General features: G+C 40.9%; 12 protein-coding genes and 1 pseudogene. 7 read left to right on the forward strand and 6 right to left on the reverse strand.

The window, feature by feature from the left end:
- Position 1: 1 nt before the first annotated feature.
- The 4 genes and pseudogenes from HMPREF9447_RS15310 to HMPREF9447_RS29130 form a co-directional block, all read left to right on the forward strand.
- Positions 2-1,225, forward strand: a complete 1,224-nt coding sequence (locus HMPREF9447_RS15310; RefSeq protein WP_009130655.1) for an oligogalacturonate lyase family protein — start codon at positions 2-4, stop codon at positions 1,223-1,225.
- 25 nt (positions 1,226-1,250) lie between these two features.
- Entirely contained in the window at positions 1,251-2,444 is a 1,194-nt protein-coding gene (locus HMPREF9447_RS15315) for a glycoside hydrolase family 88/105 protein (RefSeq protein ID WP_009130656.1), read from the forward strand.
- 236 nt (positions 2,445-2,680) lie between these two features.
- A complete protein-coding gene (locus HMPREF9447_RS29125; RefSeq protein ID WP_009130657.1) occupies positions 2,681-3,064 on the forward strand; it encodes a DUF4861 family protein in 384 nt (127 codons plus the stop codon).
- 165 nt (positions 3,065-3,229) lie between these two features.
- A pseudogene (locus tag HMPREF9447_RS29130) lies at positions 3,230-3,364 on the forward strand (DUF4861 family protein); the annotation flags it as partial.
- Positions 3,365-3,935: 571 nt separating this feature from the next.
- On the opposite strand, the gene HMPREF9447_RS15325 reads toward HMPREF9447_RS29130, so the two are convergent.
- Together HMPREF9447_RS15325 and HMPREF9447_RS15330 are read right to left on the reverse strand one after the other, a co-directional pair.
- Positions 3,936-4,223 (reverse strand): UpxY family transcription antiterminator, encoded by a 288-nt coding sequence (locus HMPREF9447_RS15325; protein WP_009130658.1) that lies wholly within the window; start codon positions 4,221-4,223, stop codon positions 3,936-3,938.
- A gap of 2 nt (positions 4,224-4,225) precedes the next feature.
- Positions 4,226-4,819, reverse strand: a complete 594-nt coding sequence (locus HMPREF9447_RS15330; protein WP_009130659.1) for a hypothetical protein — start codon at positions 4,817-4,819, stop codon at positions 4,226-4,228.
- A 158-nt stretch (positions 4,820-4,977) separates the two neighbouring features.
- Between HMPREF9447_RS15330 and HMPREF9447_RS15335 the strand changes: the two genes are divergently transcribed.
- The gene (locus HMPREF9447_RS15335) at positions 4,978-5,322 is read left to right on the forward strand and encodes a helix-turn-helix domain-containing protein (protein ID WP_009130660.1); all 345 of its coding nucleotides are present in this window, start codon (positions 4,978-4,980) and stop codon (positions 5,320-5,322) included.
- 40 nt (positions 5,323-5,362) lie between these two features.
- On the opposite strand, the gene HMPREF9447_RS15340 is transcribed toward HMPREF9447_RS15335, so the two are convergent.
- From HMPREF9447_RS15340 to lysS, 4 genes are all read right to left on the reverse strand, one after another.
- Positions 5,363-6,091, reverse strand: a complete 729-nt coding sequence (locus HMPREF9447_RS15340; protein WP_009130661.1) for an HAD family hydrolase — start codon at positions 6,089-6,091, stop codon at positions 5,363-5,365.
- Positions 6,092-6,192: 101 nt separating this feature from the next.
- On the reverse strand, positions 6,193-7,530 hold the full coding sequence (locus HMPREF9447_RS15345; protein ID WP_009130662.1) for a glucose-6-phosphate isomerase: 1,338 nt from the start codon (positions 7,528-7,530) through the stop codon (positions 6,193-6,195).
- 45 nt (positions 7,531-7,575) lie between these two features.
- Positions 7,576-8,571 (reverse strand): NAD(P)H-dependent glycerol-3-phosphate dehydrogenase, encoded by a 996-nt coding sequence (locus HMPREF9447_RS15350; RefSeq protein WP_007659963.1) that lies wholly within the window; start codon positions 8,569-8,571, stop codon positions 7,576-7,578.
- Between the two features lie 97 nt (positions 8,572-8,668).
- Positions 8,669-10,399 (reverse strand): lysine--tRNA ligase, encoded by a 1,731-nt coding sequence (gene lysS, locus HMPREF9447_RS15355; RefSeq protein WP_009130663.1) that lies wholly within the window; start codon positions 10,397-10,399, stop codon positions 8,669-8,671.
- 1,064 nt (positions 10,400-11,463) lie between these two features.
- Between lysS and HMPREF9447_RS15360 the strand changes: the two genes are divergently transcribed.
- Both HMPREF9447_RS15360 and HMPREF9447_RS15365 read left to right on the forward strand, forming a co-directional pair.
- Entirely contained in the window at positions 11,464-12,828 is a 1,365-nt protein-coding gene (locus tag HMPREF9447_RS15360; RefSeq protein ID WP_009130664.1) for an MATE family efflux transporter, read from the forward strand.
- A 192-nt stretch (positions 12,829-13,020) separates the two neighbouring features.
- Positions 13,021-13,647, forward strand: a complete 627-nt coding sequence (locus HMPREF9447_RS15365) for a cytidylate kinase-like family protein (protein ID WP_009130665.1) — start codon at positions 13,021-13,023, stop codon at positions 13,645-13,647.
- The last annotated feature ends 49 nt before the right edge of the window (positions 13,648-13,696 follow it).

Genomic DNA, 13,696 nt, shown 5'->3' on the forward strand with positions numbered 1-13,696 from the left:
TATGAAAACATTTACCCCATTTTTTATTTTTTTAAGTATTGTTTTATCCGTCCAAGCGTCTGATATAGGAAAACGTTTCCTTCCAGAGAAGTACACGCTAATTGATCAAACAACTGGTATTCCAATTACTGTATTGACAAAATCTGAGACCAATGATGTGAAATTATATCAGACACATCCGCAATGGACATCGGACGGGCAATACATTATTTTCAGATCATTCAACAGATCGGCAGATAAACACGAACAGGCCTTTGCCGTATCTGAAAGAACAGGTATTATCATTCAACTCACAGATGGTAAAGGTAACAATACGGCTAGTTTGAATGTAGCTCGGAAATCCAATAAAATCTACTACTTTAGAACCGAAGGAAACGACTATAATTTAATAGAGCTCAATCTAGACCTGCTTTTTACCGATAGTGAGCAAAATCTAGTTAAAGACAGAAAGATTTATGAACGCACAATAGTTACCTTACCCAAAAATCTAGCGGAATCCGGTGGCTTTACATTAGACGCCGATGAAAAAACAGCTTATGTGGGGGTTGTACGATTGGACGATGCACTTCCCCAAACCGATAAAAACTATTCGTTCTGGAATGTTCCTTCTGGAATCAGAGCTATTGATTTACAATCGGGCAAAATATCTACCGTAATAGATGTTCCTTTTCGTATGGGGCACGTACAAGCCAATCCGTTTATATCTGGAGAAATTCTCTATTGCCATGAAACAGGTGGTGATGCACCTCAAAGAATGTGGATCACTTCAGCTGATGGTTCCAATAATAGAGCTTTATTTGTAGAATCTCCTACACATTGGATTACACATGAGACATGGGTTGACAAAGACCATGTTTATTTTAATGTAATGGGCAATACCCCAGCACTTAGAAAACAAGCAACTGGGATATTCAGAATCAATGTCCGTACGGATGAAGTTTTTTCTTTAGGACAAGTTAATTATGGAGCAGGATTCTGGCATTGCAACGGCACTTCTGACGGTAAATGGGCTGTCGGCGATAATTTTGAAGGTGAAGTTTATCTCATTAATTGCAAAACAGGAGAAAAAACATTGTTAACTGCCAATCATGTGATGAAGCCAGACCATACGCACCCTACTTTCAGCCCCGACAATACACGTATACTTATACAATCAGGTTATGTGGCTAACGGTAAATATCTTGATTTAATGGTAATCAATATACCTGATCACTTGAAATACTAACAGAATAATTAAATTGCTGATTTATATGAATAAAAAGTTGATGATATTGATTTTTATGAAGAGAATGAAATTACAGCTTCATAAATTATATGTATTTGTTATAGTTATATTATTTGCATCTTGTTCACAAAGTAAAGTACAAGATTATGACTTAACCAAGTTTGAAGAAAATGCAGACCCTGTGAGAATAGGAAATCTTATTATCAATAGATTCCTAGAACAACCTCACTCACAATATGGCAGTCCGTTACGTGTCAACGAGCCACGCACACAGATTACCTATCCGGATGTATGCACTTGGTTGGGAGGATTTTGGTTTTCTACATCAACAAATAATAAAGGTTTGTTCAATAAACTATCAATGCGTTTCCAACCATTACTGACAACAGAGGCATATCTGCAACCCATCCCAAATCACGTAGATAACAATGTTTTCGGAACACTTCCTTTAGAACTTTATAGGCAAACCAAAGATGAAAAATATCTTGAAATGGGAATGATGTATGCTAAGACTCAATGGGAATTACCTAAAGAAAGCGTAACCATTCAAGAAAAAGCATGGGCTAATAAAGGCTATTCCTGGCAAACCCGTATCTGGCTTGATGATATGTTTATGATAACAGCAATTCAGGCACAAGCATATAGAGTTACTAAAGATGAGAAATATATAAATAGGGCTGCCAAAGAAATGGTTCTCTATTTAGATTCTATTCAATTGGATAACGGATTGTTTTATCATTCGCCCAAAGCTAAGTTTACTTGGGGGAGAGGAAATGGCTGGATGGCTGTTGGCATGGCAGAACTATTGCGTATCCTTCCTGAAAATAATCTGGAACGAAAAGCTATCATGAAAGCTTATAAAACAATGATGGCCACTTTGAAATATTATCAAAACGAAAATGGTATGTGGAGGCAACTGGTAGACGATCCAACCATGTGGGAAGAATCATCTGGCAGTGCAATGTTTACTTATGCTATGATTGTCGGTGTTAAAAAAGGATGGCTTGACAAGATAGAATATGGAACGGTAGCACGCAAAGGATGGTTGGGATTGATGAAATATGTAGATGATAAAGGAGATGTAACGAATGTTTGTGAAGGTACTGATATTGGCTTTACAAACGAATACTACCGCAATCGATTACCCTTAACTGGTGACTTGCATGGGTTGGCTCCCGTATTATGGTGTGCATATGCCCTTACAGAAAAAGACTTATAATAATACTTATCACATGGAAAATTGAATTGATTAATTCTGATTTTTCTCCTTGGAAATCACAATTGGGAGAAATCTTATTATTTGTAGATTTTCAAGGAGAGCATAACTATTAAAATAATTGACTGAATAATTATGTTTAATCAAAATTTAGGATTGATATCTCAGTAACTAATTGTGTGGATTATCCAATCCTACTTGGATTTTAAACAGAATGCTATCGTTAATAAGTAAATATCATGAAAAAGAACATTCTTGCATTTCTTTGTCTTTTGTGTACTATCTATTTGTCCTTGTTTGCCCAACATACTGTAACAGTACATTTTGCCATAGAAGTAAATAACCAATGGAATAGGGCGAAGATGGATGAACCAGTAACTTTCCGTACAGAATGCATTCTCGCTTACGGTCCTATCCGTACCATTGTTGACGTAGAAGCGAAAGATTGGGAATATCAAGGCAGTGATCTGACTATGACTCAGCATTATATCCTCTATGCCGGACATCGAGATTTGCGGGCCGAGACCTTTTTTACAGAATCATTGATGGAAGAAATTTTTTGTATTGGTGTACAGAATGTCATGGGGATGAGACCCTTTCTTATTCCGATCATAAAGGCTTAATTGGCAGTTGGGGGAGATAGTGCCCCACAGCAGATACTGTGAAATATACCAAAGAAACAATAGGAATAGCCACTTACATTCCTCAAAATATATTCGTTAAGAAGTAAAAGATAGAGACAACTTTTTATGTACTATTTCCGCTCCCAGTAGAATAGCTTCTATCATTATGCCATGTTCACTTCTTGCAAGGAAAATTTTGAGTATCCTACCCCGAAAGCATGGTTTAGCTATATGCAAGAATGGAAAGAAGCAATACAGCACCCGGTAATACTGAAAATTCATTTACATATGCCGAAATAGGCTATCGGGTGGGGTTTTCATCACCGGCCTATTTTACCAAATGCTTTAAAGAACTCATATTACACCATCACATTTTTGGGGATTAAGCAAGAAAAAAAGTCACTGACCGTTGATCTTGAAAAACAGAGCATGACACAGTTTAATTTACGCATTCGAAAAATGGAATAATTACGTCACTCTACAAAATGGCGTAACCCTGGATATGGAAGAAGGCCGTCTGCATTATATAGCTCCCTTATTCACACCGAAAGAATATCAGCATGTCATTGACTATTTAATCTGTAGAAAGAACATATAAAAAATATAACTTAACGTGAGTTTGATATAAGATTAAAATTATTCTTTTGATTATTAAGAACATAGTGATAAAAGTATTAAACAGGATATCTTTTGTATAGTAAAGGCAAAATTAGAAAAAAATCTTATCTTTGCATTGTTGATTAATCTTCATTATAAGAGGTTTATAACAAGTTGACAAGTATAGTATTCTGTTAAATCGTCAAGGATATTCCGGTTCTGAAGGTCGTGCGTTTGAAGCGCACCGGGGTCACTAAAGTAAAAAAACTCCATTTCAATCTCCTGTCTCTGCTGTTTCTATTGGGAGAATTGGATATGTTTCTTTCATTGCTTCCACTTCTGTATCAGTTGCATAGATGAATATGCATCTGTTGATTACAGGAATCTGTATTTCCCTCACTTTTTCTCTCCAGCAGCGTCTTACCAGAAGGGTAGGGAGATAGGTTATTATGCCTTTATTCTCTAAGGTTTCTTTAGTTTTTCCTTCTTTATGTGGTGCTGTCAGTACGATGTACCAGCCCCGTGTTTCATTAAGGCGTTCTTTTATGTTTTGGAGTATCATAATTAGTAAACTTGGGTGACAACAAAATCAAAGGTGTTGAAAAATTGTGGTTTGTTGGCAATAGATACAGGTAGGACGATACTGATTGCAGCCCTGTTTCCTTTCCGGATATCTTTTCTATGATAAATCTTTCTTCTTTCCGAACCTTCTATTAAAATACTTGCAGTGCAAGTATGGCTGATTTCACTGTTACCTTTTATTGTTTCCTTTGCAAGCGGTGATTCCGAAATCGGATAAAGCAGTAATTGTGATGCCCTCCCGTTGATGATGAATTGGGAGTTGCCCCAATTGATTTGTGCTTCATCAGATGAGTTGTTCCGGATAACTATTTTCCAGAAATCTTCATTGGGAATGAAGTTATAAGTGAGATTCTCATTTATATATTCTAATTTTCCTTTTTGGTTTTCGTACCACTTAAAGTTTATACAGCAATCTTTGTCTATATATTGAGCTTGTATGGTGGCAGGTAAAGCCAAAAATAATAAAATTAAAGAGTAATGCTGTCTTTTATACTTTCGATAGTCGTTGTATATCCACAATAAAATTGTCAAAATACAGACAGGAATGGCTATAAGAATAAGCATTAATAAGGTCATAGTAATTTGGTTGTTTTAATGTTTATATGATTTTGTGACAAAAGTATCACAATTTATTTGATAAAACAAATAAATTGTGAATAAATGATATTTATAAGACAGATGAATTGTTGTTTTACTTCCTTTGGGTCTGAATAATAAATCGTACCTTCATAATAATGGAAAAGACTAATATCTATATAGGAGAGCTCATAAAGGAGGTCATGGTTGAAAAACAGGTGACAAAGGCTGAACTATCAAGAAGACTGCAAGTTAAGCCTCAGAGTGTTGACTATATGTTAACACGAAAAAGTATTGATACAGATACTTTGTATAATGTATCAAAAGCTTTGGACTATGATTTTGCTATGCTATATTCTATAAGTAAAGAACAGATAAATTGTGATAAAAATGAAGAGGCATACAAGCTATCTACTGCTAAGATTCTAATAGAACTGGAGTTAAAACCAGAAGAAATAATAAAGTTGAATTTAAAGAAAAAGATAGCTGAACTGCTCGGATAAAGTATTTTCTTCTTTATAAATGAAAAAGCGTTCGATTTCTTTATCTGAACGCTTCACGTAAATTTTCCCAATTATCACAGAAATCCTGCATAGATGGGAAGAGTATGTCTGCTCCGGCATCCAGCAATACTTGTCCGTCGATGGGACCTGTATTGACAGCTATCGTAAATACACCTGCTGCTGCTCCGGCTTGCACTCCCATAGGTGCATTTTCTACTACGATTGCTTCATTGGGTCTTAATCCACCTTTTTGCAATGCCATCAGGTAGGGCTCCGGATGCGGTTTCCCGTATTTCACATCAAATGCGGTTACCATTAGCTCGCGTTGGAACATGCCGGGAAAGTTGTGTGAAAGTCGGTCTAGTAATGAATGTTGGCCCGAGCCGGTGACTACCATCGGAATCAGCCCCTCCGCTTTTATTTTTTGTAGTACTTCCCATGCGCCGGGCATACGTTCCGGTTCGGGATTACTGTTGAACTCTGCGCTCTTTTCCGCATAAATGCTTTGTATCATTTCAGGGGTAGCATCTTTGCCTAATTGCCGTTGATAGACGATGTTTATGGTAGCGGCTCCGGTGCGGCCCTCGTGCAGATAAGCTTCTTCACGGCTTAGGTGTAACCCATGACGTTCCATGACCTTGTGCCAGGCGTCTGCGTGATAAGGCATGGAGTTGAATAATACACCGTCCATATCAAAGAGGACGGATTTCAGTTGAATTTGTGAATACCCGTGAGATTGAAGATAGCGGGCGACAGCTTCTTGAAACATAATACCTATTTGTTTTTAGGTTGCAAAGATACAATAAAAAAACGAGGTGTGAACGATTTTACTCATTCACACCTCATCTATCTATGGTTTACTTGTTTCTTTTACAGTCTTGCCTGGATGGCTTTTGACTCTTCTTCGTAACCCGGCTTGTTCAGCAATGCAAACATATTTTTCTTGTATGCTTCCACACCCGGTTGATTGAACGGATTGACACCCAGTAGATAGCCACTGATACCGCAACCGATTTCAAAGAAGTAAAGCAACTGGCCGATATTGAATTCATCCAGCTTTTCGATAGTGATGCGCATGTTAGGTACACCACCGTCCACGTGAGCCAGTTGAGTACCCAGTTCAGCCATTTTATTCACTTCGTCTACGCGTTTGCCGGCCAGGAAGTTCAGACCGTCCAGATTAGCTTCGTCAGAAGGAACCTCCAGTTTATGATCTACTTTCTCCACAGAGATTACGGTTTCGTAGATGGTACGTTCACCTTCTTGAATCCATTGTCCCATAGAGTGCAGGTCAGTAGAGAAATCTACAGCTGCGGGGAAGATACCTTTGTTTTCTTTACCTTCTGATTCTCCGTAAAGTTGTTTCCACCACTCACTTACATAGTGCAGTTTCGGACAGAAATTCACGAGAATTTCAATTTTCTTACCGCTCTTGTACAATTCGTTACGGGTAGCCGCATATTGTGCAGCCGGATTTTCAGCAAACGGAACATTTACGCCGCAAGCCTTTTCCATATCAACAGCCCCAGCCACTAACTTCTCAATGTCGAAACCTGCAATGGCAATCGGCAGCAAACCTACCGGAGTAAGTACAGAGAAACGGCCGCCTACATTATCGGGGATAATGAATGATTTGTATCCTTCTTTATCAGCTGTGATGCGGGCAGCACCTTTCTTCTCATCTGTGATGGCAACGATTACCTTCTTTGCCATTTCCTTACCGCGTTGATCTTCGCATTGCTTTTTCAGCAAACGGAAAGCAAGAGCGGTTTCGGTGGTAGTCCCCGATTTGGAGATATTGATAACGCCGAATTTCTTGTCTTTCAGGAATTCGGTCAGTTCATACAAATAATCTTCGCTGATATTGTGTCCTGCATAGATCATGACAGGTGCAGTTTTCTTTTCCTGTAACCAGGTGAAGCTGTTTGACAAAGCCTCGATGACAGCACGTGCGCCAAGGTAGCTTCCGCCAATACCGGCCACGATCACTACTTCGCAGTTGTCGCGCATCACTTGTGCAGTGGCTTTCAGGTCAGCCAGATGTTCTTGGCTGATAGACGAGGGGAGGTGTAACCAGCCCAGGAAGTCATTACCTTTTCCGGTACCGTTTTCCAATGCTTCCTGCGCAGCCTTTACCTGAGCTTCATAAGCAGCAACAGATGCTTTGGAAATAAATCCAAAAGTCTTTTCAATGTTCAAACTAATCATAATATTCTAGGTTTTAAATTCAGTGTACTTATTTATTTCAGGAAATTACCGCAACGAATCAGTCAACAGCTTAATCTCTATCATCGGTGAAATGCGTTCGTATAGGATGTTGTAGACGGCATCCAGTATCGGCATATTGACGTGGTGATGTTTGTTAATCTCTTTGATACATTTCGTTCCGTAATATCCTTCGGCAATCATCTCCATCTCTATTTGCGCACTTTTTACGGAATATCCCTTGCCGATCATTGTGCCGAATGTACGGTTACGGCTGAAATTGGAATACCCCGTTACCAGTAAGTCACCTAAATAAACAGAATCATTCACGTTTCTGTTCAATGGGTGCACAGTTTGCAGGAAACGGTTCATTTCTTGCACGGCGTTGGATATCAATACAGCCTGGAAGTTGTCACCGTACTTCAGGCCACTACAGATTCCGGCGGCAATGGCATACACATTCTTCAGCACAGAACTATATTCTATGCCGGCTACGTCGTTGCTGACAGATGTCTTGATGAATGAACTGGCCAGACGTCGGGCGATGGTACATGCTTTGTCTGTATCCGGGCAAGCAATGGTGAGATAAGAGAGACGTTCCAGGGCTACTTCTTCCGCATGGCAGGGACCTGCCAGTACAGCTATATTTTCGGGGGGAACGCCGTATTCTTTTGTGAAGTACTCCGATACAATCAGATTGTCGTCGGGTACGATTCCTTTTATAGCAGTAATGATAAATTTATCCCGTATCCGCGTTTTCAGCTTCTTCAGGTGAGCTTTGAGATAAGGGGAGGGGGTGACAAATATCAGCGTATCAGACTCTTTCACTACATCATTGATATTAGAGCTGAAATTGATACGCTTCATGTCGAATTTGACGCCCGTCAGGTAGGCAGGGTTATGGCCCAGTCGCTTAAAATCGGCTATACGGTCATCTCGTCGCATATACCAGTTAATCGACTCAGCCTGGGCAAGTACCATTTTTGCAATGGCTGTGGCCCAGCTTCCTCCGCCCATTATGGCTATCTTTCCGGGTAGTTTCATATTGAAATTAATAATTAAAAATTAAAAATTAAAAGAGGGTAAAGGAAAATCCTTTCCCTCCTTCGATCTTTAATCTTCTTATTTAATTTTTAATTCTTTAATTCTTAATTTTCTCAAGCCAGCCTTCTACGTCGTTTACCGACGGGTTGGTCAGTTCCAGTTTGTATTTCTTGTTGATACCGCAAATGTCCTGGTGCAGTTTTTGCGGATTTACACCTTTCATATCTTCTATTGTGTTGTAGCCGGCTTTCTGAATAACGGGTACCCAGTCTTCGGCAATGCCCAGTTCCATATATTTGGCGGGAGCATCTTTCGGAGTGATCTTTTCGGGGCGCATTTGCGGGAAGAACAATACTTCCTGAATATACGACTTGCCTGTCATTAGCATCGTTAGACGGTCAATACCGATACCGATACCTGATGTGGGAGGCATACCGAATTGCAGGGCACGCAGGAAATCCTGGTCGATGAACATAGCTTCATCGTCTCCCTTTTCACTCAATCGCAATTGATCTTTGAAACGTTCTTCCTGGTCGATGGGGTCGTTCAGCTCACTATAAGCATTGGCAAGCTCTTTACCGTTCACCATCAGTTCAAAACGTTCGGTTAGTCCTGGTTTACTGCGGTGCATCTTGGTCAGCGGACTCATCTCAACTGGATAGTCAGTGATGAAAGTCGGCTGAATGAAAGTGCCTTCGCAGAATTCGCCGAATATTTCGTCTATCAGTTTGCCTTTTCCCATGGTGTCGTCGATTTCCATCTTCAGAGCCTGGCAAACCTGGCGGATTTCGTCTTCGCTCTTGCCGTTGAGGTCATAGCCGGTCTTTTCTTTGATGGCATCCAAAATGGGCAAGCGGCGGTAAGGAGCTTTGAAACTGATGGTTTTTCCGTCGATGGTGGTCTCTGTGCAGCCATTAACAGCAATACAGATGCGTTCCAACAGTTTTTCGGTAAAACTCATCATCCAATTATAATCCTTATATTGTACGTACAACTCCATGCAGGTGAATTCCGGGTTATGGTTTTTGTCCATACCTTCATTGCGGAAGTTCTTTCCTATTTCATATACACCCTCGAAGCCACCCACAATCAGACGTTTCAGATAAAGCTCGGTAGCGATACGCAGATAGAGGTCGATGTTGAGTGAATTGTGGTGTGTGATGAACGGGCGGGCACTTGCTCCACCGGCTATGGATTGCAGAATCGGAGTTTCCACTTCGGTATAACCGGCTTCGTCCAGTACGGCACGCATGGTTTTGATGACGGTGGCGCGTTTCAGGAAGGTTTCCTTCACGCCGTCGTTCACGATAAGGTCCACATAGCGTTGGCGGTAGCGCAATTCGGGGTCTTCAAAAGAGTCGTAAGCAACACCATCTTTATACTTCACAATAGGCAGTGGTTTGATGGATTTTGCCAGTACGGTCAGCTTTTTGGCGTGGATACTGATTTCGCCCATCTGGGTGCGGAACACAAATCCTTCAATTCCAATGAAGTCGCCTAAGTCGAGCAGGCGTTTAAATACAGTGTTGTAGAGTTCCTTGTCTTCTCCCGGGCAGATGTCGTCGCGGGTGATATACACCTGAATACGACCTTTGGAATCCTGCAATTCAACGAACGAAGCCTTGCCCATCACGCGGCGCGTCATGATGCGGCCGGCTACGGATACTTGACGAGGTTCAGCGTCATCTTTGAATTCCGCTTTTATATCAGTGGAGAAAGCATTGGTTACATACTCTGCAGCGGGATAGGGCTCGATGCCCATCGCGCGAAGTTCATTCATACTATTACGTCGAATGATTTCCTGTTCACTTAGTTCTAATACATTCATTTCGTTGTACATTAACACAATTTGGGGACAAAAATACGAAACATTTTCCATATATTGGCATGAAGAGGGGGAGAATTAGGAAAAGTTTAAAGCTGGCGTGTGCATGGCTACCTTGATTTTAGCCCTTGCAATAATTTCGTTTGCCTTTGCAATAATTAATTTTCGGGTTGAATGAGGAGATGTTGCATTTTTGAAAGGATAGGGCGTGGTTTGAGTGATTGGTTACCGATACTTCAATTTTTGGAGGTGATTATTGTAATATTATTTATTTCTCCTTAGGGTCCACTTGGGTCCAGGTCCACCCGGCCCCTGTTTTCGTAGTGCTTTTAAAATTTATTTGTGGTAATATGCATGTATATAGGTGCATAGCGCCTTGTGTTTTTTTATTGTAATTTTAAGAAAGGTATATGGGGTGTTGTCTTGTTTGTTTTGTTTGTAGCAAAATGAGAAAAATAATAGGCTTTATGGGGGACCTTATTTGTGATGGGGCGGTTTTAAATCAAATAATGATTTACGGAGTATCTCAATTCCCCTCCTCCGGTTGGAGGAGGGGTGCCCGAAGGGCGGGGTGGTAGGTGAGAAAAGAAATCCTTAGTCTTGTGATTTATAGGTACTTTATTATTTTCCTACCATCTCCCCCTACGAGTACTCCTCCTCCCGAGAGGAGGAGAACTTGGATAGTGCTGGTTATCATTTACTTCATTTCTACACCGTTTTTGAATATCTTCCTTTAATGGCATTCGATATATAATTACAAAATTAGTCTTTATAATCTAATTTTCGTGTGATTTTAGGACCTGGGTGGCCCCTGGATCCAAGTGGACCCTAATTTTTCTTTTATTTGAAAAATAGTAATCTGCTATTCCTTGAATATTAGCTTGTTGAGTCATTTGTTTATTACTCCTTCGAAGAAAGGAGAATGGCCCTAATATGGATGAACAACAAACCGCTTGAAAAAACACTCTGTACATGAAAAACGAATACAATCGTCATCTATTTCCCCTCTTCTTTGCTCCCTTGCCAGAAAATGAGTACCTTTGCGCCCTCAATAAAAAAAGATAGGTATGACAGGACAAAAGGCACCCACAGCGTTGGGAACAGAAAAGATTGGAAAACTACTGATGCAATATGCCGTTCCGGCAATTATCGCCATGACGGCATCTTCCTTATATAATATGGTGGACAGCATTTTTATCGGTCACGGAGTGGGCACAATGGCTATTTCGGGATTGGCACTTACTTTCCCTCTGATGAACCTTGCAGCAGCATTCGGTTCTTTGGTGGGAGTAGGAGCTTCTACGCTGGTATCCGTGAAATTGGGACAGAAAGACTATGATACGGCCCAGAGGATATTGGGTAATGTGCTCGTCCTGAACATTATTCTGGGATTGGCAGTCACAGTGGTGACACTTATCTTCCTCGACCCTATCCTTTACTTTTTCGGTGGTAGTGACGAGACTGTGAAGTATGCCCGTGAGTATATGCAGATTATCTTACTTGGCAATGTCATCACTCACCTTTATCTTGGCTTAAATGCTGTGCTTCGCTCTTCCGGACATCCGCAAAAGGCGATGTATGCCACAATTGCTACGGTAATCATTAATACGATACTCGACCCTGTATTCATCTATGGTTTTGGCTGGGGCATCCGTGGAGCTGCCATTGCCACTATCATTGCACAAATCATTTCACTGATGTGGCAATTTAAGATATTCAGCAACAAAGATGAACTTCTGCACTTCCATCGTGGCATTTTCCGCCTGCGTCGTAAGATTGTGCTGGATTCGCTTGCTATTGGTATGTCCCCTTTTCTGATGAATCTGGCGGCATGCTTTATTGTGATTGTTATCAATCAGGGCTTGAAGCGTTATGGTGGAGACCTATCCATCGGTGCATTCGGCATTGTCAACCGTCTGGTATTTATATTTGTGATGATTGTGATGGGACTGAATCAGGGTATGCAACCTATTGCCGGATATAACTTCGGTGCACAGCAATACGCACGCGTTTCCCGCGTGTTGAAACTAACGATTATCTTTGCTACCGTAGTCACTACTACTGGCTTCCTGATGGGTATGCTTGTGCCTGATCTTGTGGTTTCCATATTTACTTCCGATGAAGAGTTGATAGCCCTCGCGGCTCGTGGTTTGCGTATCGTGGTAATGTTCTTCCCGATTATCGGTTTTCAGATGGTGGCGTCGAACTTCTTCCAGAGCATCGGTATGGCAAGCAAAGCTATTTTTCTTTCCCTTACCCGCCAGATGCTTTTCCTGCTCCCGGCCCTGATTATTCTTCCCCGTTTCTTTGGTACGGCAGGGGTGTGGTATAGCATGCCGGTGTCCGATTTGCTTGCCAGTCTGGTGGCGTTGGTGATGCTCGTAAGTCAGTTTCGTAAATTCAGAAAAGCAGAACAGCAAAAAGCTGTTTGAAAAATGAAGAATTAAACACAGAGGCACGGAGGCACAGAGAAAGAATAAGTATTAACAGGGAATAAACTCTGTATCTCTGTGTTCATAGAACTTAAAAAATAAACAGACTCTGGAATTAGTATTGAGTTTTTTTTTGTTTCTTCCCTATAAATCCTTACTTTTGCTATAAGTAAACCAAAATAGATTGAAGCTATGAATAAGAAATTCGTTGTGAATATTGGTCGCCAATTGGGAAGCGGCGGAAAAGAGATAGGGGAGAAGTTGGCAGCCCGTTTGGGTATTGATTTCTATGACAAGGAGTTGATAACGCTGGCTTCTAAAGAAAGCGGTCTGTGCCGTGAATTTTTTGAGAAAGCTGATGAACGTGCTTCGCAAGGTATCATCGGAGGTCTTTTCGGTATGCGTTTCCCTTTTGTGGGAGATGGTGCTTTGCCTACTCAGAATTGTCTGAGTAACGATGCACTCTTTAAGGTGCAGAGTGATGTCATTCGTCAGTTGGCTGACGAGAAGTCCTGCCTTTTTGTAGGGCGTTGTGCCGATTATATTCTGCGTGATTATCCTAACTGCGTGAACATCTTTATTTCGGCGTCGCATAGTGCACGCGTCACTCGTCTGTGCGCTGCGCTCTCCATCTCGGAGGAAGAAGCGGAAAATATGATGAATAAGGAAGATAAAAAACGTTCGGAATATTATAATTATTATAGCTATAAGACGTGGGGAGCTGCGGCAACCTATCATCTTTGCATTGACTCTTCGGTATTGGGAATAGAGAAGACGATAGATTTCATCGAGGAGTTTGTGAAGCTCAAAATAAAGTGAAATAAAGGTTGAAATAAAAAAGAGAGGCTACGTTAACGCAGTCTCTCTT

The sequence above is a fragment of the Bacteroides oleiciplenus YIT 12058 genome, assembly GCF_000315485.1.
Taxonomy (GTDB): Bacteria; Bacteroidota; Bacteroidia; order Bacteroidales; family Bacteroidaceae; genus Bacteroides; species Bacteroides oleiciplenus.